Raw genomic sequence first — 17,649 nt, forward strand, 5'->3', positions numbered from 1 at the left:
TCGGCGCCCGAGGAGACGCCCCGGCGCGCGCCCGGCCCCACCCTTCCGACCGCCCCGGCACGACAAGGGCGGGGCCCGGCGCACCAGCGCCGAACCCCGCCCACATCACTGCTCACTGCTCAGCCCACTGCTAGGTGGTACGACGACGCCGCGCCCCCGGCCGGCGCTCGCTCGGCCGGAACACCGTCTCGCCGGCCTCCTTGGCCGCCTCGCGGCGCGCCGCGCCGTACTCGGCCAGCGCCTCCGCCAGCTTGCCGACGCTCGGCTCCGGGGACAGGACGTCGACCCGCAGCCCGTGCTCCTCCGCGGTCTTGGCCGTCGCCGGCCCGATGCACGCGATGACGGTCACGTTGTGCGGCTTGCCGGCGATGCCCACCAGGTTCCGCACGGTGCTCGACGAGGTGAAGAGCACGGCGTCGAACCCGCCGCCCTTGATCGCCTCGCGCGTGTCCGCCGGCGGCGGCGACGCCCGCACGGTCCGGTAGGCCGTGACGTCGTCGACCTCCCACCCGAGCTCGATCAGCCCGGCGACCAGCGTCTCGGTCGCGATGTCGGCGCGCGGCAGGAACACGCGGTCGATCGGGTCGAAGACCGGGTCGTACGGCGGCCAGTCCTCCAGCAGTCCGGCCGCGGACTGCTCACCGCTCGGCACCAGGTCCGGCTTCACGCCGAACTCCACCAGCGCGGCCGCGGTCTGCTCACCCACCGCGGCGACCTTGATGCCCGCGAAGGCACGCGCGTCGAGCCCGTACTCCTCGAACTTCTCGCGCACCGCCTTCACGGCGTTCACGCTCGTGAAAGCGATCCACTCGTAGCGGCCCGTCACCAGGCCCTTCACCGCGCGCTCCATCTGCTGCGGGGTGCGCGGCGGCTCCACGGCGATGGTCGGCACCTCGTGCGGCACCGCGCCGTACGAACGCAGTTGGTCGGAGAGCGAGGCGGCCTGCTCCTTGGTGCGCGGTACGAGGACCCGCCAGCCGAACAGCGGCTTCGACTCGAACCAGGCCAGGTCCTCGCGCCGCGCGGCGGCGCTGTGCTCACCGACCACGGCTATGACGGGCCGGGCGCCCTCGGGGGACGGGAGCACCTTGCCCTGCTTGAACACCTGGGCGATCGTGCCCAGCGTCGCGCACCAGGTCCGCTGCCGCGTGGTGGTGCCGGCGACGGTCACCGTCAGCGGGGTGTCGGGCTTGCGCCCGGCGCTCACCAGCTCGGCGGCGGCCGCCGAGACGGTCTCCAGGGTCGCGGAGACGACGAGGATCCCGTCGCTCGCGCCGACCTCGCTCCAGCAGCGCGCCGAGGCCGTCTTCGCGTCGACGAAGCGGACGTCCGCGCCCTGCTTGTCGCGCAGCGGGACACCGGCGTACGCGGGCACGCCGACCGCGGTCGCGACTCCGGGCACCACCTCGAAGGGGATGCCGGCGGTCGCGCAGACGAGCATCTCCTCGGCCGCGTTGCCGTCGAGCCCGGGGTCGCCCGTGACGGCACGTACGACCCGCCTGCCGGAGCGTGCGGCCTCCATGACAAGATTGGCCGCGTCCCGGATCACCGGGACCCCGGCGGCTGCTGACACTTCGTCAGCAATCGTCAGCTGCGGCGTGTCGACATTCGCGCGCGCATGCGTCCGTACGACCTCGAGCACCTCGGGCTCCGCGATCAGTACGTCCGCGGCGGCGAGCGCCTCGACGGCGCGCAGCGTCAGCAGACCCGGGTCGCCGGGGCCGGCACCGAGGAAGGTGACGCGTCCGTGGGCGGCGACGGCCGGATAGGCGGAGGTGGTCGGAATTGAGGGGTTCAAAGCGATCGCTCCCCCATCAGACCGGCCGCGCCCTTGGCCAGCATCTCGTCCGCGAGTTCGCGGCCGAGCGCCATGGCCTCGTCGTACGACTGGGGCACGGGACCGGTGGTGGACAGCTGCACCAGCGTCGAGCCGTCGAGGGTTCCGACGACGCCGCGCAGGCGCATTTCATTGACAATCTCCCCGTCCGCCAGAAGGTCGGCGAACGCGCCCACGGGTGCGCTGCAGCCGGCCTCCAGGGCGGCGAGCAGGGAACGCTCGGCGGTCACGGCGGCCCGGGTGTGCGGGTCGTCGAGTTCGCCGAGCGCGGCGATGAGGTCCGTATCGGACGCGAGGCACTCCACGGCCAGGGCACCCTGGCCGGGGGCCGGCAGGACGCTGTCGACGGAGAGCAGGTCGGTCGCCTCGTCACCGCGACCGATCCGGTTGAGGCCGGCGGCCGCGAGCACGACGGCATCGAGCTCGCCGTCGCGGACGAAGCCGATCCGGGTGTCGACGTTGCCGCGGATGGGCACCGTCTCGATCCGCTTGCCGAGGGACAGCGCCAGGTGGTTGAGCTGGGCGGTGCGCCGCGGCGACCCCGTGCCGATGCGGGCACCGTCGGGCAGCTGCTCGAAGGTCAGGCCGTCCCGTGCGACGAGCGCGTCCCGGGCGTCCTCGCGCAGCGGCATGGCCGCGATCACGAGGTCGTCGGGCTGCGCCGTCGGCAGGTCCTTCAGCGAGTGCACGGCGAAGTCGACCTCGCCCCGCAGCAGCGCGTCACGCAGGGCGGTGACGAACACGCCCGTCCCGCCGATCTGCGCGAGGTGCTCGCGCGAGACGTCGCCGTAGGTCGTGATCTCCACGAGCTCGACGGCCCGGCCGGTGATCGCCCGTACCGCGTCGGCGACGTGCCCCGACTGGGACATGGCCAGCTTGCTCCGCCGCGTACCGAGCCGCAGCGGCTGGTCGGGACGTGTGTTCATGATGCCCGTCCTGGGTCGTCGTCGTTCATCGGATCGGCCGCGTCCGCCCGGCTGACGGAAGCAACCGTCTGAGGGTCGAGGTCGAAGAGTTCGCGCAGCGCCTCCGCGTACCCGGCGCCGCCGGGCTCGCTGGCGAGCTGCTTGACGCGCACGGTCGGCGCGTGGAGGAGCTTGTCGACGACGCGGCGCACGGTCTGGGTGACCTCTGCCCGCTGCCGTTCGTCGAGGTCGGGCACCCGCCCGTCGAGCCGCGCCACTTCCATGGCCACGACCTCGGCCGCCATCGCCCGCAGGGCCACGACGGTGGGCGTGATGTGCGCGGCCCGCTGTGCGGCCCCGAAGGCGGCCACTTCCCCGGCGACTATGCCGCGGACGGCGTCGACGTCGGCCGCCATCGGCGCGTCGGCCGACGCCTCGGCCAGGCTTTCGATGTCGACGAGTCGCACCCCGGGGATCCGGTGCACGGCGGCGTCGATGTCGCGCGGCATGGCCAGGTCCAGCAGGGCCAGCCGTACGGGCGCCCCGTCGACCAGGCTGCGGGCGCCCTTGCGGGGCTGCCGCTGCGCGGCGGCCTCGCCCTGGTCGGCCCAGGTCCCGTGCAGTTCGAGGGAGTTCGCGTCGACCCCGGTCAGCGCAGCCCGCCCATCGGGCCCGACCGGACACCCGTCGGCCTCGACGCCCCCGGAAATGGTCCGCACGGCCCCGGCATCGGCAAGCCGCCCCCCGTCCCGAGCGGCAGCAACCAGCCGCTCGATGACGGCAGCATCCGCCGATCCCAGCCCGGCCGGCACATCCAGCCCGGCCGGCACATCCAGCCCCGCCGGCGTTTGAGGCGCGGGGTCTGGGGCAGCGCCCCAGGACACGGCGGCGAGCACGTCATCGGCGGTCAGCACGAGCCCGGTGGCCCCGGTGCAGGACACCACGACATCGACTCGTGTCAGTTCATCGGGCACGCGAGCCATCGGCACGGCCACCGCCGCGACCCCGGTGCCCGAGGCAACCAGAATCTCCGCGAGCCGCTCCGCCCGCTCCGCGGTCCGGTTCGCCACCACGATCTCCGCGACGCCGACCCGCGCCAGCGTCGCCGCCGCCAGCGACGACATCGACCCGGCACCGATCACCAGCGCCCGCTTCCCCGCGGCCCACTCCGCGACCGGCACCCGCACGGCCAGCTGCTCCAACCCGAAGGTCACCAGCGACTGGCCCGCGCGGTCGATCCCGGTCTCCGAGTGCGCCCGCTTGCCGACCCGCAGCGCCTGCTGGAACAGGTCGTTGATCAGCCGGCCGGCGGTGTGCAGCTCCTGCCCCAGCGCCAGCGCGTCCTTGATCTGGCCGAGGATCTGCCCCTCGCCCACGACCATCGAGTCCAGACCGCACGCCACCGAGAACAGGTGGTGCACCGCCCGGTCCTCGTAGTGCACGTACAGGTACGGAGTGAGCTCTTCGAGCGCCACCCCGCTGTGCTGGGCCAGCAGCGTGGACAGCTCGGCCACGCCCGCGTGGAACTTGTCCACGTCCGCGTACAGCTCGATCCGGTTGCACGTGGCGAGCACCGCCGCCTCCGTCGCGGGTTCCGCGGCGAGGGTGTCGTGCAGCAGCTTGATCTTGGCGTCCGCGGACAGCGAGGCCCGCTCCAGGACGCTCACGGGTGCGCTGCGGTGGCTCAGCCCTACGACGAGCAGACTCATGCCGGCATCACCGCCGGGTGGTCACCCTCGGGGTTGCCCTTGCGCGCCTCGGCGGCCGCGCGCCCGGCCGGCGGCACGACGGCCGCGGCGGGGGCGGCGCCGCCCACGGAGGAGCCGCCGGCGGCAGCGGCGGCGGCCGCTTCCTCGCCGGCCTTGCGCTGCTCGTGGAACGCCAGGATCTGGAGCTCGATGGAGAGGTCGACCTTGCGCACGTCCACGCCGTCGGGCACGGACAGCACGGTCGGCGCGAAGTTCAGGATGGAGGTGACTCCGGCCGCGATCAGCCGCTCGCTGACCTGCTGGGCCGCACCGGCCGGCGTCGCGATGACCCCGATCGAGACACCGTTCTCCGAGATGATCTTCTCCAGATCATCGGTGTGCTGCACGGCCATGCCCGCGACCGGCTTGCCGGCCATCGCCGGGTCCGCGTCGATGAGGGCCGCGACACGGAAGCCGCGCGCGGAGAAACCGCCGTAGTTGGCGAGCGCGGCGCCGAGGTTGCCGATGCCGACGATGACGACCGGCCAGTCCTGGGTCAGGCCGAGCTCGCGGGAGATCTGGTAGACGAGGTACTCGACGTCGTAGCCGACGCCGCGGGTCCCGTAGGAACCGAGGTACGAGAAGTCCTTGCGCAGCTTCGCGGAGTTGACTCCGGCGGCGGCTGCGAGCTCCTCGGAGGACACCGTGGGCACCGATCGCTCGGAGAGCGCGGTGAGGGCACGCAAGTACAGCGGAAGCCGGGCGACAGTGGCCTCGGGAATACCTCGGCTGCGGGTCGCCGGTCGGTGAGTTCGGCCAGTTGCCACGATGCTCCTGCGGGATGAGCGGGGCTGCAGGCGGTCACTTGTCCCAAGACCGCCCCGTCGACAGCAGGCTATGCCTTTGTGAACGCGTGCACAAAGATTGTGTCCGGTTTGTCCGACCAAAGTGACCGGGGTCACGCAACCTCGGCACGCAAACCCGGAACCAGTGGCACGCCGAACCCGTTCAAATCCCAAAGGGGGCAAAACCGTGCACACTCCTCACAGATATGCCCCCGAGACCCCACAAATCGCCCATGATGGTAACCGGGAAAGGGGTCAGGCCTCCAACGCCCGCCGGAGCCGGTCCGGGTTCACCCTCCAGAAGGTGTGCTGTTCGCCGTCGACGAGCACCACCGGAATCTGCTCCCAGTGCAGCCGGTACAGCTCCTCGTCCTTTGAGATGTCCTTCTTCTCCCACTGCGCCCCGGTCTCGGCGCAGACCTTCGCGACCACCTCCTCGGCCTCGTCGCACAGGTGACACCCGGGCTTCCCGATCAGCGTCACCATCCGCTCGCCGGGACGCTTCTTTTCCTTACGGCGCAACAAAGGGCTCATGACTCCATTCTCCCGAAGTGTTAACGCCTCCGTTTCCCATCGGTTCGGGAAGTTCCGAACACAGTGGCTATGCTCGCCGCATGGCCGCTCTCGGATGGCTCACCCCTCGTAGACGCTCCGCAACCGCGCGGAGCGTGCTGGCAGGCGAGGCCTCTGCGGAGGCCGCCCGCAAGACCGCGCTGGTCGAAGCCGGGGCCGAGGCCGGGATCGAGGCGCCGACGGTCGAGGCGCCCCTGGAAGAGCCGCCGGCCGAACCCGAGTTCCCGGTTGCCGGCGACGACCTCGCCGCCGCCTTCTTCGACCTCGACAACACCGTCATGCAGGGCGCCGCGATCTTCCACTTCGGCCGCGGCCTCTACAAGCGCGAGTTCTTCCGGCGCCGCGAACTCGCCCGCTTCGCCTGGCAGCAGGCCTGGTTCCGGCTCGCCGGGGTCGAGGACCCCGAGCACATGCAGGACGCCCGCGACAGCGCCCTGTCCATCGTCAAGGGCCACAAGGTCTCCGAGCTGATGGCCATCGGCGAGGAGATCTACGACGAGTACATGGCCGAGCGGATCTGGCCGGGCACCCGCGCCCTGGCCCAGGCCCACCTCGACGCCGGCCAGAAGGTGTGGCTGGTCACCGCCGCCCCGGTGGAGACGGCCACGATCATCGCCCGCAGACTGGGCCTGACCGGCGCCCTGGGCACCGTCGCCGAGTCCGTCGACGGCGTCTACACCGGCCGCCTGGTCGGCGAGCCGCTGCACGGCCCCGCCAAGGCCGAGGCCGTCCGCGCCCTGGCCGCCGCCGAGGGCCTGGACCTCGCGCGCTGCGCCGCGTACAGCGATTCGCACAACGACATCCCGATGCTGTCGCTGGTCGGACATCCGTACGCGATCAATCCGGACACAAAACTGCGCAAGCATGCCCGTACCAACGACTGGCGGCTGCGCGACTATCGGACCGGCCGCAAGGCCGTGAAGGTCGGCGTCCCGGCGGCCGCCGGCGTCGGCGCGATCGCGGGCGGCGCGGCCGCCGCCATCGCCCTGCACCGCCGCCGCAAGTAACAACGGCAGGCCCGGCCCCCTCCCACCCCGCCCGCGCCGTCCCCACGGCGCGGGCCCGGGCATTCGCTCACCTCTACCCGCGCCCTCGGCGCGGCACTCCGGCCTGCCCGACTCGGTCGCGAGCTCCCTTGGAAGCGTCCATTCCGAGCGCCCAAGTGATCAAGAATCGATCACCAACAGCGACTGAATATGCCCTCGACACGCAACAGAAGTGTCGGAACCGGTGATTTGAGCAACTGGGTGTAGCACTGCCTGTACGAAGCGTTATTCTCCTCAAACGCATGCCACCGGCCATCTGTCGCCACGACGGGTGAACGGTTCCGCACTGCACGTGATGGAAGCTCTGCCTCTGGGAGTCCCGTGTACCCACCTGTCGGGGTTGACGCCTCGGGCCTGGCTCAGCTGCGCGCAACGGTCCTCGACCACCTGCGCGGCTTCGTCCCCACCGCGTACGCCGTCCCCGCCTTCGCCGCCGCGGTCCCCGCCGGTATCGGCCCGGCCGGTCCTTGCTATGCCCTGACCGACGGCGGAGCGACGGTGGGCAGACGAGGTCGCGCGGCCGGGGGCTCGAACGGCGCAGCCGGCACGAGCACCCAGGCCACCCCCCGCCGCCCCACGGCGGACAGCGACCAGGCCCGCATGATGGACCTGGTCGAACGCGCCCAGGCGGGCGAGGCCGACGCCTTCGGCCGCCTCTACGACCAGTACAGCGACACGGTCTACCGCTACATCTACTACCGGGTCGGAGGGAAGGCGACCGCGGAGGACCTCACCAGCGAGACCTTCCTGCGCGCGCTGCGCCGGATCTCCACCTTCACCTGGCAGGGCCGCGACTTCGGCGCCTGGCTCGTGACGATCGCCAGGAACCTGGTGGCGGACCACTTCAAGTCCAGCCGCTTCCGGCTGGAGGTCACCACCGGCGAGATGCTCGACGCCAACGAGGTCGAGCGCAGCCCCGAGGACTCCGTCCTGGAGTCCCTCTCCAACGCGGCCCTGCTGGAGGCCGTACGGAAGCTCAATCCGCAGCAGCAGGAGTGCGTGACCCTGCGCTTCCTGCAGGGCCTCTCGGTCGCCGAGACGGCCCGGGTCATGGGAAAGAACGAAGGAGCGATCAAGACGCTCCAGTACCGGGCGGTCCGCACGCTGGCCCGCCTCCTCCCGGACGACGCCCGCTGACCCCCTCGTAAATCAACACAACCTCACATACATCCGGTGACCCCTCGATGACGCTGTGGTCCGATCATCCTTCGTCCGTAACCCAAGTGCCGCGACGCTCGTTGTGCGGAATGCAGACCCCCTGTGGACACGCCCTGCCCGAAGCCGCTCACTCGAAAGTGTGGATGTGCTCAAGGAAGGCAACCTTCCGGACACCTTGGGGAGTCGATCGTCATGACGAGAGGAGGTGCCGCCAGTGATCGCGAACGTGACTCCGCACCGGCGGGCGAACGCCTTCGCCCAGGCCCTGGAAGATCGGACCCCGTCCGACCTTTCGGAACCGGACTCGGCGGCCGAGCAGTCCGAGGCACCTGCCGAACCTGCCGACCACGACCGGTTGTTGGCCCTGGCGAGCGTGCTCGGCGAAAGAATGCCGCGCCCGGTGCTGGATCCCGAGGTCAAGGTGGTGCAGCGAGCCCAGCTCGTTGCCGCCATGGAGGCCATGGTGTTGGAAGAGAGGGCCGGGGGCGGTGCCGCCTCGGACCCTCAGGTGCCCGAGCAGCGGACCGGCCGCGGCGCCCACCGGGCGACCCCGCTCCGGAAATTGCGGCCCCGCTCCCGCTGGTCCAAGGGCATCGCAGCGGGCGGCCTCACCGTGGGTGTGGCCGCGGGGGCCTTCAGCGGAGTGGCCGCTGCCAGTTCCGACGCCCTGCCCGGTGACCACCTCTACCCCGTGAAGCGGGGCATGGAGGACCTGAAGCTGGGCATGGCCGACGACGACTCGGACCGGGGCGAGCTCTATCTCGACCAGGCCTCGAACCGTCTGTCGGAAGCCCGCAGGCTGATGGAACGGGGCCGACTGGGCGACCTGGACCACGAGTCCCTGGGCGCGATCCGCCGGGCCCTGGCGGGCGTGAAGCACGACGCGGAGGAGGGCCACCGGCTCCTCCAGGCGGCATACGAACGGGACGGCTCGCTCGGCCCGATCCAGAAGCTGTCGTCGTTCTCCCGCTCCCACCGCGACGCTTGGGGCAAGCTCCGCGAGAGGCTCCCGGCGCAGCTCACGGACGTGGGCGGTGAGGTGGAGTCGGTCTTCCAGGCCATAGACGAAGACGTGGCGCCGCTCCAGAACCTGCTCCCGAAGCCGCCGGAGCAGAGCCGCGGCACCAGCACGCCCGGCAGCCCCTCCACCAAGCCGGGCGCCCCCAGCGGAGCGCACCAGTCCGCCCCGACCGCGGGGACGCCCTCCGGCAGCCCCGCGCCGTCCCCCTCGGGCAGCACCCGGCCACCGGCCGGCGGCCTCCTGGGCGGTACGGGCGACCTGCTCAACCCGCCCGCGGGAGAGTCGGCCCCGCCCCCCTCGGGCACCCCGGAGCAAGCCCGTCCGGACATCACCCTCCCGCCCCTCCTCCCGGGCATCCTCCCGGGCCTGGGCCTGGGCGCGGAGGACGCGGAGTAGACGAAAGGCGGGGCTGCGCGAGCAGCCCCGCCTCACGTCCTCAGCGGCTCCATCCTCAGCGGCGGATCAGAAGAACACGGACCGCCGCTGCACCAGCAGTTTGTACAGCGTGTGCTGGATCTGCTCCCGCACCTGATCCGTCAGGTTGAACATCAGCATCGGATCCTCCGCCGCCTCGGCCGCGTACCCCGCCGTGGGAATCGGCTCGCCGAACTGGATCGTCCACTTCGTCGGCAACGGCACGGCCCCCAACGGCCCCAGCCACGGAAACGTCGGCGTGATCGGGAAGTACGGGACCCCCAGCAGCCGCGCCAGCGTCTTCGCGTTGCCGACCATCGGGTAGATCTCCTCCGCCCCCACGATCGAGCACGGCACGATCGGCGTCCCCGCCCGCAGCGCCGTCGACACGAACCCGCCCCGGCCGAACCGCTGCAGCTTGTACCGGTCCCCGAACGGCTTCCCTATCCCCTTGAAGCCCTCCGGCATCACACCGACGAGTTCCCCGGCCTCCAGCAGCCGCTGCGCGTCCTCCGCGCACGCCAGGGTGTGCCCCGCCTTCCGGGCCAGCTCGTTGACCACCGGCAGCATGAACACCAGGTCCGCCGCCAGCAGCCGCAGGTGGCGCTGTGCCGGGTGACGGTCGTGCACGGCGACCTGGAGCATCAGCCCGTCCAGCGGGAGCGTCCCGGAGTGGTTGGCCACGATCAGCGCGCCGCCCTCCGCCGGGATGTTCTCGATGCCCCTGACCTCGACGCGGAAGTACTTGTCGTAGAGCGGCCGCATCAGGGACATCAGGACCTGGTCCGTCAGTTCCTTGTCGTAGCCGAACTCGTCGACCTCGTAGTCCCCGGTGACCCGCCGCCGCAGGAACGCCAGCCCGCCCGCGATCCGCCGGTCCCAGCCGTCACCGGACCCCGCCGGAGCCGGCTCCGGCTCGGGGGCCGGCGGCGGCTCCACCGGCTCGGGAACGGACAACGCCCGCACCCGGCGGGGGATCCGCCGGCGCGGCCGGTCCTCGTCGAACGGAATGACCTTGGCGTCCGCCACTATCGCTTCGCTCCTTCAACCGCGTCGGCATCGACATCAAGCCCGTCTGCCCCCACCATGGCCGCCATCCGGTCCACGGCCCGCCCGACCCGCTCCGGTGGCAGCAGCCCGCTCCCCCGGCTCCGCGCGAAGTCCGAGAAGGTCTCCGCCGTCGTGTAGAGCGGCTCGAAGCCGAGGACGTCCCGCATCTGCGAGGTCTCCACGACCCGGCCGTGCGTGAGCAGCTTCATCTGCTCCGCCGAGAACTCCGTGACCCCGACCGCCCGCAGGGCGGAGCCCACCCACGTCAGCGCGGGCAGCAGCAGCGGCACCGTGGGCCGCCCCAGCCGCCGCGAGCACTGCGACAGCAGCAGTACGCCGTCACCCGCGATGTTGAAGGTCCCGCTGTTCAGCGTCCCGCGTCTGGGCTCCTGCGCGGCGAGCCGCAGCACGTCGAGGACATCGTCCTCGTGCACGAACTGCAGCCGCGGGTCGTAGCCCAGCACGGTGGGCATCACCGGGATCGAGAAGTACTCGGCGAGCGCCGAGTCCGCGAAGGGTCCCAGGATGTTCGCGAACCGCAGGACGCACACCGCGACGTCGGGCCGCCTGCGCGCGAAGCCCCGTACGTATCCCTCGACCTCGGCGGCGTCCTTGGCGAAGCCGCCCGCCGGCAGCGATTTCGGTTCGGTGGTCTCGGTGAAGACGGCCGGGTCCCTGGAGGTGCCCCCGTACACGCTGGTACTGGACTTCACCACGAGCCGTCGTACCGTCGGCGACTTCTGGCAGGCCCCGAGGAGCTGCATCGTCCCGATGACGTTCGTTTCCTTGACGGCGCTGCGCGCGCCGCCTGCGCCGGCGGCGCTCCCGCTGACCGCCAGGTGGACCACCGTGTCCACGGCGTGCTCGGCGAGCACGCGGGCGATCGCCGACTGTCTGATGTCCGTACGGACGAACTCTGCCGATCCGAGCCGGTGCGGCGGTGTCACCGCGTCCACCGCGATCACCCGCTCGACGTCCGGGTCACGCTGGATCCGGCGCACGAAGCGGCCGCCCAGCTGCCGGGCTGCCCCGGTGACGAGTACGACCTTCCCCACGAGCTCAGCGCCTCCCTCGAAGAAGTCCCCCGGCTGCACCGCAGCCCCTCCACCAGGATGGTGGAGGGGCTGCGGAGAACACGTACAGCTGCCGTTTACTTCTTGTTACGGCGCTGGACGCGGGTGCGCTTGAGCAGCTTGCGGTGCTTCTTCTTAGCCATCCGCTTGCGCCGCTTCTTGATAACAGAGCCCACGACTACCCTCGCTCACTTCTCTTCATTCGGTGCGGGGCGTCGGGGCCCACACGACCTACGTCGGCCTAGCCTACCGTCCCGAGCTCTGAGCTTGTAATCCGAGGGCGTGCCGGGGTCAGTCTCAGGCCGACTCCACCCCCACATAGGACTCTCGGAGGTACTCGTGGACCGCGTTCTCGGGGACCCGGAAGGACCGGCCCACCCGGATTGCGGGCAGATGACCGTTGTGCACCAGCCGGTACACGGTCATCTTCGACACTCGCATCACCGAGGCAACCTCCGCCACGGTCAGGAACTGAACCTCGCTGAGAGGCCTCTCGCCAGCAGCCATGACACACCTTGACCTTCCGCGCATGACGGGCACCGGCTTCCCCTCCGGTTACTCCTCGTCGTCGCACGCTCACTCCCCAGAGTAGGGGCGCGTGATACGAGTGGGGAAGAGGAGCTACGGCCACTCCTGCCGGGCCGTCAGACTCGCCCTGCCGAGAACGTAGCGCGTAAGCGGTCGGTAGTAGTCCGCTCGCACCGCGTCATCAAGTGGAACGGCCACCGACACCCGCCCCTCGGCCTCCCCGACGAACAGCGCGGGATCATCCGTGTCCGCCAGCCCGATCACCTCCACACCGAGCTGACCTGCGCCGCAGACCCACCCGTGGTCCCCCACGACCAGCTCCGGCAGCGGCCCGCCGGCCTCCGCGAGGGCCCCCAGCGCCATCCGAACCGGCAGGGGTGAATGGGTGTGCACGCCGGTCGCACTCCCCGGCACCCGCGCGCCGGGTTCCCGCACCAGCGCGACCCCCCGTACGTATTCGATGCGGTACGTGCGTACGCCGAACCGGGTCGTCATGTCGACACTCGCCCCCTGCGCCGGGGTGAGGACAACACATCCCGCCGCCGACATCGCCTCGGCCAAACCGGCGTAGAAGCCCAGGAGCCGGTGCGGATGACCGGTCCCGAACAGCACCGGCGACCGCGCCCGCGCCGCCTCCCGCAGCCGCCCCGCGAAGGCCTCCAGCGCCGCCACCGTCCGCTCCGGGTCGATCACGTCCGGCCCGCTGACGTGCGCGGGGTCCGCCGAGACACCACACTTGTCCGCCATCAGCCTCAGCAGGTCACCCACGCCCCAGCCCCACTCCGGCTCCAGCCCCAGCAGGACCCGCGGATCGCGCGCCGCGAACAGCCGGTAGCTGCGTAGGCTCTCCTCCCGGGAGGTGGCGACGGGCCCGGCCAACCGGGCGGCCAGCAGATGCGCACGCAGCGCGCCGGTGCTCAACACCCTCCGATGCTGCCCCCAACACATCTGGCAGGTCATCAATTCCGGCGAACAGCCCCACAGTTGGCGTAACGATGCATCAAGGTCACCAAGAGGGGGTCAGGTCAGCATTCCGCGCAGCGGGAAGACCGCCCGGCGCGTCGCGAGAACGGCCTGATCCGTACGGTCCGCCGGGTCGTAGCCCGCGTCCCAGTCCCGCCACGAAGGCGTCCGCCCGTCCGTCATCCGGGCCGGCGCCAACTGCCGCGTCCGCGCGTACACCTCGTCCCGCCACGACGCCGGGACCGCCGCCGCCGGATCCACCGGCCGGTGCGCGGCGATCGCCACCAGGTGCGTCCACGACCTCGGTACGACGTCCACCACCGCGTACCCGCCGCCGCCCAGCGCCAGCCACCGCCCGTCCGCGTACTCGTGCGCGAGCCCGTGACAGGCCTCCTGGACGGCCCGCTGGGCGTCCAGGGACACCGCCAGGTGCGCGAGGGGGTCCTCGAAGTGCGTATCGGCCCCGTGCTGGGTCACCAGCACCTGCGGCCGGAAGTCCGCCAGCAGCTCCGGCACGACGCCGTGGAAGGCCCGCAGCCACCCCTCGTCCCCGGTCCCGGCGGGCAGCGCGATGTTCACCGCCGACCCCTCGGCCTCCGGCCCGCCGGTCTCCTCCGGCCAGCCGGTCTGCGGGAACAGCGTCCGCGGGTGCTCGTGCATCGAGATCGTCAGCACCCGCGGGTCGTCCCAGAAGGCCGCCTGCACGCCGTCCCCGTGGTGGACGTCCACATCCACGTACGCGACCCGCTCGGCCCCCAGCTCCAGCAGCCGCGCGATCGCCAGCGACGCGTCGTTGTACACGCAGAAACCGGCCGCCCCGCCCGGCATGGCGTGGTGCAGCCCGCCCGCGAAGTTCACCGCGTGCTCCGCCTCCCCGTGCCACAGCGCCTCCGCGCCCGCCACGGACTGCCCGGCGATCAGCGCCGACGCCTCGTGCATGCCGTGGAAGGCCGGATCGTCGACGGTGCCCAGCCCGTACGACCCGTCGGCGATCCCCGGGTCCGCGGACACCTCGCGCACCGCGGCGACGTAGTCCTCCCGGTGGACCAGCCGCAGCGTCGAATCACCGGCCGCGGGGGCCGCCCGCACCTCCATCGCCCGGTCCAGCCCGAAGGCGCGCACCAGGCCCATGGTCAGCGCCAGGCGCACCGGGTCCATCGGATGGCTCGGTCCGAAGTCATACCTCGTTACCGCCTCGTCCCACATCAACAGCCCGGTCACCGGCTCGCCGCTCATGCCGGACACCGTATCGGGCCTTCTCCGAGCCGAACGAGCGGGCTTGGAGCAGGGTCACCAGCACCAGCGCCATCGGCACCAGCATCGCGCCCCGGTAGCTCCAGGCGTCGCCGACCGCCCCGACGAGCGGCGACCCGATGAGGAAGCCGACGTAATTGAAGATGTTGAGCCGCGCGACGGCCGTGTCGGACGCCCCCGGGAACAGCCGCCCCGCCGCGGCGAAGGTCTGCGGCACGATCACGCACAGCCCGATCCCCAACAGGGTGAAGCCGAGCATCCCCACCCACGCCCCCGGCGCGGCCGCGACGACGGCGAAGCCGGCCGCGGCGACCAGCGTCCCGGCCCGCACCACGGCCGCGGCCCCGAACCGGCGCACGCCCAGGTCCCCGACGGCCCGCCCGATGAGGGTGGTCACCATGTAGACGTTGTAGGGGACGGTCGCCATCTGCTCCGAGCTCCCGAGCACGTCCTGGAGGTACTTGGCACTCCAGTTCGCCACCGTCGAGTCACCGATGTACGCGCACGCCATCACCAGGCAGAGCGGCAGCAGCAGCTTGAACCCGCCGCTGCCCAGCCCCTTCTCCTGCTCCTGCACGTCGCCGGGGCCCGCACCGTCCACGTAGCGCCGGCTCAGCACCACCACGAGCGGCACCAGCACGACCACGGCCGGCAGATAGCCGGTGAACAGGCTCAGGTGCCAGTGCGCCCCGGCCCACGCCGCCGACGCGCCCAGGATCCCGCCGAGGCTGTACGCGGCGTGGAAGCCGAGCATGATGCTCCGCCCGTACGCCCGCTGGAGGCTGACCCCGAGCATGTTCATCGAGGCGTCCAGCGCACCCACCGACAGCCCGAACGCCCCCAGGGCCACCGCCACGTGCCACATCTGGCCGCCGGTGGCGACGCCCAGCAGGGACAGCAGCACGAGCGGCTGCGCCCACCGCAGTACGGCGCTGGGCGCCACCCGCTTCACCAGGTGCTCGGTGGCCACGCTCGACACCCCGGCGAGGATCGGCACGGCCGCGAGGAAGGCGGGCAGCAGCCCGTCGGATATCCCGTACCGGTCCTGGATGGCCGGGATCCGGGTCACGAGCAGCGCGAAGGCCACGCCCTGCGCGAAGAAACTGAACCCCAGAGCGCCCCGGCCGCGCCGCAGCCGCACATCGTCCGTCATGGCGCGTCAGCGTAGGCCCCGGGGCTACCCGTGGGTAGAGCGATCACACAGGCAGTTGCAGGAGCAGCGGGACCTGCATCATGTCCCCGAAGTACCCGGTGGCTCCGGGCAACTGCTCGGCGGGAAGCATCGCCGTGTACGCGTACACGTCCATGCCGGCGGCGACGGCGGCCTGGATCCCGCGGGGGCTGTCCTCGATGACGACGCACCGCGCGGGCTCGACGCCCATCTGCCGTGCCGCGTGCAGGAACAGATCGGGTGCCGGCTTGCCCTGGCCCACGTCCTCGGAGCTGAAGATCCACTCCTCCTCGAACCACCCGTCGATCCCCGCCGCCAGGTGCCCCGCCCTGATCCGCTCGTGGCTCCCGGAGGAGGCGAGGCAGTACCCGACCCCGCTCGCGGTCAGCGCCCCGAGCACGTCCTCGATGCCGGCGACCGGCTTCAGCTCCCGCTCGAACGCGGCGACGGTCCGCGCGGCCAGCGTCGCGTCGAAGTCCGCGGGCAGCCGCTCCCCGGTCCGCTCCAGGACGAGGTCGTGCACCCGGTGCACGGCCGCCCCCATGTAGTCGCGGAGCGAGTCCTCGTACGTGGTCGTGTGCCCCAGCTCGGTCAGATACCCGGCGAGGACGCTGTTGGCGAGCGGCTCACTGTCCACCAGCACGCCGTCGTTGTCGAAGATGACGAGGTCATAGCCCATACCCCAACCCTACGATCCGTCAGCTCAGCTCCCCGGCAACCCGGAGCTGGTGAACGGACGAACGGCAGAAGTTTCTCAGCGCATCCGGAGGACCGCCCCAAGGGCTGGCCCGCAGTAACCGCTCACAGCTTCGGGAAGGGCGGGGTGTCGTCCATGACCTGCAACAAATTCCGAGCAGGCGTCGCTTCCTCTGGCCGTACGGAGGAGGCCACGCCCTCGATGACTGGCCGGCCTGCGTACACGGCTGCCCTTGAGGCCGCCTCCCAGCCGGGTTGCTGCCGGTAGCTCGCGTCGCGCTTGCGGTCCTGCGCCGCCGCAGCGGCGGCGTGCCATTGGTCCGTCTGGCAGATGCTTCCCAGCAGGTCCAGCAACTCGGCCTTGCAAGCCACGTGCGGGGACCCGGCCAGTTCGATGAGGAACGGGACCGTGGGAGCCGTCGCCTGGCCGACAACGAACCCCAGCGCACAGATGGCATCGCCCAGGTCATCGATGGCGATGCGGGCCGTGTCCGCATCGCCAAATGCGATCCGAGACAGCAGTGGGGGGATACCCCCAGCCGCAGCCCCCGTCGCATCGCGCAGTTCTCCCCAGCGAACCTCGGAGAGGTTCCTCAACAGACTTCCCACGCCCTGCTCCTCACCGGAACCCCGCACCGGCCCCGGCGGTGCCCAGGCATGGTGCGGCCATGAGTGATCACGGCAACTCAGTACTGCCAGCGCGGCTGGCTGCCGTCCAGGCGGCAGTGGATGACGCGCCCGTTACCGGCGTGCGTGGACCGCCCCAGATCGGCTTTCCGGCAGAACTGGCCCGCGTTGTAGCAGTTGCCGGCATTGGAGACGATCTCGCAGTCGGCCTTCGGCGGCTGGGTCGGCGCCTTCGTCGTGGCCACCGGCTTCGGCGTCTGTGGGGCGGGCGGCTTCGGATCGACCTTCCGAGTCGCCACGGGCACCGGCGTGCTCGGCGACGCCTTCGGCTCGGCAGAAGCCGCCGAGAGCGAGGGCGTCGGTGTGGGCGTCGGTGAAGGTGAAACCGACTGGGAGGGCTGGGCGGACGTCTGCGCCGGCACCGCCGTCGACGCGACAGGCGGCAGCGACACGGCCGGCCCGTCCCCCTCCGCGGGCCCACAGGCAACGGTGACCCCGACCACCACCAGCCCGACCAGCAACCGCCGTACGAAGCCCCCCGTACGTCTTCCGCCCCGCTCGTCCCCGCCGCTGACTCTGCGCATCCGTACCCCCACCCGAAGCCGAAGCCGTTCGAAGGAGGCACATCATATGAACGGAGGTCCGCCCCCGACAGCTTTTCGCCAAACTGCGGACCCGGTCCCGGCACGCCCCGAACTGCCGGTAAACGCAGAAAAGCCCCGCACCGAGCCCGAAGGCTTGGTGCGGGGCTTCCCACAATGATTGTTCGGCGGCGTCCTACTCTCCCACAGGGTCCCCCC

18 protein-coding genes are annotated in these 17,649 nt (G+C 71.5%); 3 read left to right on the plus strand and 15 right to left on the minus strand.

All coding sequences use genetic code 11. The annotated features are described in order from the left end of the window. Window positions 1-130: 130 nt before the first annotated feature. The 5 genes from AB0D29_RS34685 to AB0D29_RS34705 all read right to left on the minus strand — a co-directional run bounded on the left by AB0D29_RS34685 (window position 131) and on the right by AB0D29_RS34705 (window position 5,809). Complete coding sequence (locus AB0D29_RS34685) at window positions 131-1,798, minus strand: bifunctional uroporphyrinogen-III C-methyltransferase/uroporphyrinogen-III synthase (protein WP_362859740.1); 1,668 nt, start codon at window positions 1,796-1,798, stop codon at window positions 131-133. Next, a complete protein-coding gene (gene hemC, locus AB0D29_RS34690; protein ID WP_362859742.1) occupies window positions 1,795-2,763 on the minus strand; it encodes a hydroxymethylbilane synthase in 969 nt (322 codons plus the stop codon). The genes AB0D29_RS34685 and hemC overlap by 4 nt, the downstream gene beginning before the upstream one ends. After that, entirely contained in the window at window positions 2,760-4,451 is a 1,692-nt protein-coding gene (locus AB0D29_RS34695) for a glutamyl-tRNA reductase (RefSeq protein WP_362859744.1), read from the minus strand. Before AB0D29_RS34695 ends, hemC begins: the two co-directional genes overlap by 4 nt. Next, window positions 4,448-5,257 carry a redox-sensing transcriptional repressor Rex gene (locus AB0D29_RS34700; protein ID WP_362859746.1) on the minus strand — a complete coding sequence of 270 codons (810 nt, stop codon included), beginning with the start codon at window positions 5,255-5,257 and terminating at the stop codon, window positions 4,448-4,450. The genes AB0D29_RS34695 and AB0D29_RS34700 overlap by 4 nt, the downstream gene beginning before the upstream one ends. Window positions 5,258-5,530: 273 nt before the next feature. Next, window positions 5,531-5,809 carry a glutaredoxin family protein gene (locus AB0D29_RS34705; protein WP_362859748.1) on the minus strand — a complete coding sequence of 93 codons (279 nt, stop codon included), beginning with the start codon at window positions 5,807-5,809 and terminating at the stop codon, window positions 5,531-5,533. An 80-nt stretch (window positions 5,810-5,889) separates the two neighbouring features. Between AB0D29_RS34705 and AB0D29_RS34710 the strand changes: the two genes are divergently transcribed. The 3 genes from AB0D29_RS34710 (at window position 5,890) to AB0D29_RS34720 (ending at window position 9,469) form a co-directional block, all read left to right on the plus strand. Further along, window positions 5,890-6,855, plus strand: coding sequence for an HAD-IB family hydrolase (locus AB0D29_RS34710; RefSeq protein WP_362859750.1), 966 nt, complete (start codon window positions 5,890-5,892; stop codon window positions 6,853-6,855). Between the two features lie 360 nt (window positions 6,856-7,215). After that, window positions 7,216-8,031: an ECF subfamily RNA polymerase sigma factor, BldN family gene (locus tag AB0D29_RS34715; RefSeq protein WP_030721275.1), complete on the plus strand. Its 816-nt coding sequence runs from the start codon at window positions 7,216-7,218 to the stop codon at window positions 8,029-8,031. Window positions 8,032-8,266: 235 nt separating this feature from the next. After that, the gene (locus AB0D29_RS34720) at window positions 8,267-9,469 is read left to right on the plus strand and encodes a DUF5667 domain-containing protein (protein WP_362859751.1); all 1,203 of its coding nucleotides are present in this window, start codon (window positions 8,267-8,269) and stop codon (window positions 9,467-9,469) included. Between the two features lie 66 nt (window positions 9,470-9,535). Here the strand turns inward: AB0D29_RS34720 and AB0D29_RS34725 are convergent, their stop codons facing one another. From AB0D29_RS34725 to AB0D29_RS34770, 10 genes are all read right to left on the minus strand, one after another. Beyond that, complete coding sequence (locus AB0D29_RS34725; RefSeq protein ID WP_362859752.1) at window positions 9,536-10,516, minus strand: lysophospholipid acyltransferase family protein; 981 nt, start codon at window positions 10,514-10,516, stop codon at window positions 9,536-9,538. Beyond that, window positions 10,516-11,592: an NAD-dependent epimerase/dehydratase family protein gene (locus AB0D29_RS34730; protein WP_362859753.1), complete on the minus strand. Its 1,077-nt coding sequence runs from the start codon at window positions 11,590-11,592 to the stop codon at window positions 10,516-10,518. The genes AB0D29_RS34725 and AB0D29_RS34730 overlap by 1 nt, the downstream gene beginning before the upstream one ends. A 95-nt stretch (window positions 11,593-11,687) precedes the next feature. Continuing rightward, entirely contained in the window at window positions 11,688-11,786 is a 99-nt protein-coding gene (locus AB0D29_RS34735; RefSeq protein WP_003948845.1) for an AURKAIP1/COX24 domain-containing protein, read from the minus strand. Between the two features lie 121 nt (window positions 11,787-11,907). Beyond that, entirely contained in the window at window positions 11,908-12,117 is a 210-nt protein-coding gene (locus tag AB0D29_RS34740; RefSeq protein ID WP_008738568.1) for a helix-turn-helix domain-containing protein, read from the minus strand. A 114-nt stretch (window positions 12,118-12,231) separates the two neighbouring features. Next, window positions 12,232-13,062, minus strand: a complete 831-nt coding sequence (locus AB0D29_RS34745) for a phosphatase (RefSeq protein ID WP_362859755.1) — start codon at window positions 13,060-13,062, stop codon at window positions 12,232-12,234. Between the two features lie 96 nt (window positions 13,063-13,158). After that, window positions 13,159-14,307: an acetoin utilization protein AcuC gene (locus tag AB0D29_RS34750; RefSeq protein WP_362859769.1), complete on the minus strand. Its 1,149-nt coding sequence runs from the start codon at window positions 14,305-14,307 to the stop codon at window positions 13,159-13,161. Beyond that, window positions 14,279-15,508 carry an MFS transporter gene (locus tag AB0D29_RS34755; protein ID WP_362859756.1) on the minus strand — a complete coding sequence of 410 codons (1,230 nt, stop codon included), beginning with the start codon at window positions 15,506-15,508 and terminating at the stop codon, window positions 14,279-14,281. The genes AB0D29_RS34750 and AB0D29_RS34755 overlap by 29 nt, the downstream gene beginning before the upstream one ends. Before the next feature lie 43 nt (window positions 15,509-15,551). Then, window positions 15,552-16,205: an HAD family hydrolase gene (locus AB0D29_RS34760; RefSeq protein WP_362859757.1), complete on the minus strand. Its 654-nt coding sequence runs from the start codon at window positions 16,203-16,205 to the stop codon at window positions 15,552-15,554. 122 nt (window positions 16,206-16,327) lie between these two features. Next, the gene (locus tag AB0D29_RS34765; protein WP_362859759.1) at window positions 16,328-16,831 is read right to left on the minus strand and encodes a hypothetical protein; all 504 of its coding nucleotides are present in this window, start codon (window positions 16,829-16,831) and stop codon (window positions 16,328-16,330) included. Window positions 16,832-16,908: 77 nt separating this feature from the next. Further along, window positions 16,909-17,148 carry a hypothetical protein gene (locus AB0D29_RS34770; RefSeq protein ID WP_362859760.1) on the minus strand — a complete coding sequence of 80 codons (240 nt, stop codon included), beginning with the start codon at window positions 17,146-17,148 and terminating at the stop codon, window positions 16,909-16,911. Window positions 17,149-17,649 lie beyond the last annotated feature (501 nt).

It is taken from the genome of Streptomyces sp. NPDC048424 (assembly GCF_040651555.1).
In the GTDB taxonomy this organism is placed as follows: Bacteria; Actinomycetota; Actinomycetes; order Streptomycetales; family Streptomycetaceae; genus Streptomyces.

Coding starts and splice junctions, on each gene's coding strand:
- AB0D29_RS34750 (WP_362859769.1), bottom strand. CDS start 14,307: ATGTGGGACGAGGCGGTAACGAGGTATGACTTCGGACCGAGCCATCCG.
- hemC (WP_362859742.1), bottom strand. CDS start 2,763: ATGAACACACGTCCCGACCAGCCGCTGCGGCTCGGTACGCGGCGGAGC.
- AB0D29_RS34740 (WP_008738568.1), bottom strand. CDS start 12,117: ATGGCTGCTGGCGAGAGGCCTCTCAGCGAGGTTCAGTTCCTGACCGTG.
- AB0D29_RS34755 (WP_362859756.1), bottom strand. CDS start 15,508: ATGACGGACGATGTGCGGCTGCGGCGCGGCCGGGGCGCTCTGGGGTTC.
- AB0D29_RS34760 (WP_362859757.1), bottom strand. CDS start 16,205: ATGGGCTATGACCTCGTCATCTTCGACAACGACGGCGTGCTGGTGGAC.
- AB0D29_RS34710 (WP_362859750.1), top strand. CDS start 5,890: ATGGCCGCTCTCGGATGGCTCACCCCTCGTAGACGCTCCGCAACCGCG.
- AB0D29_RS34705 (WP_362859748.1), bottom strand. CDS start 5,809: ATGAGCCCTTTGTTGCGCCGTAAGGAAAAGAAGCGTCCCGGCGAGCGG.
- AB0D29_RS34695 (WP_362859744.1), bottom strand. CDS start 4,451: ATGAGTCTGCTCGTCGTAGGGCTGAGCCACCGCAGCGCACCCGTGAGC.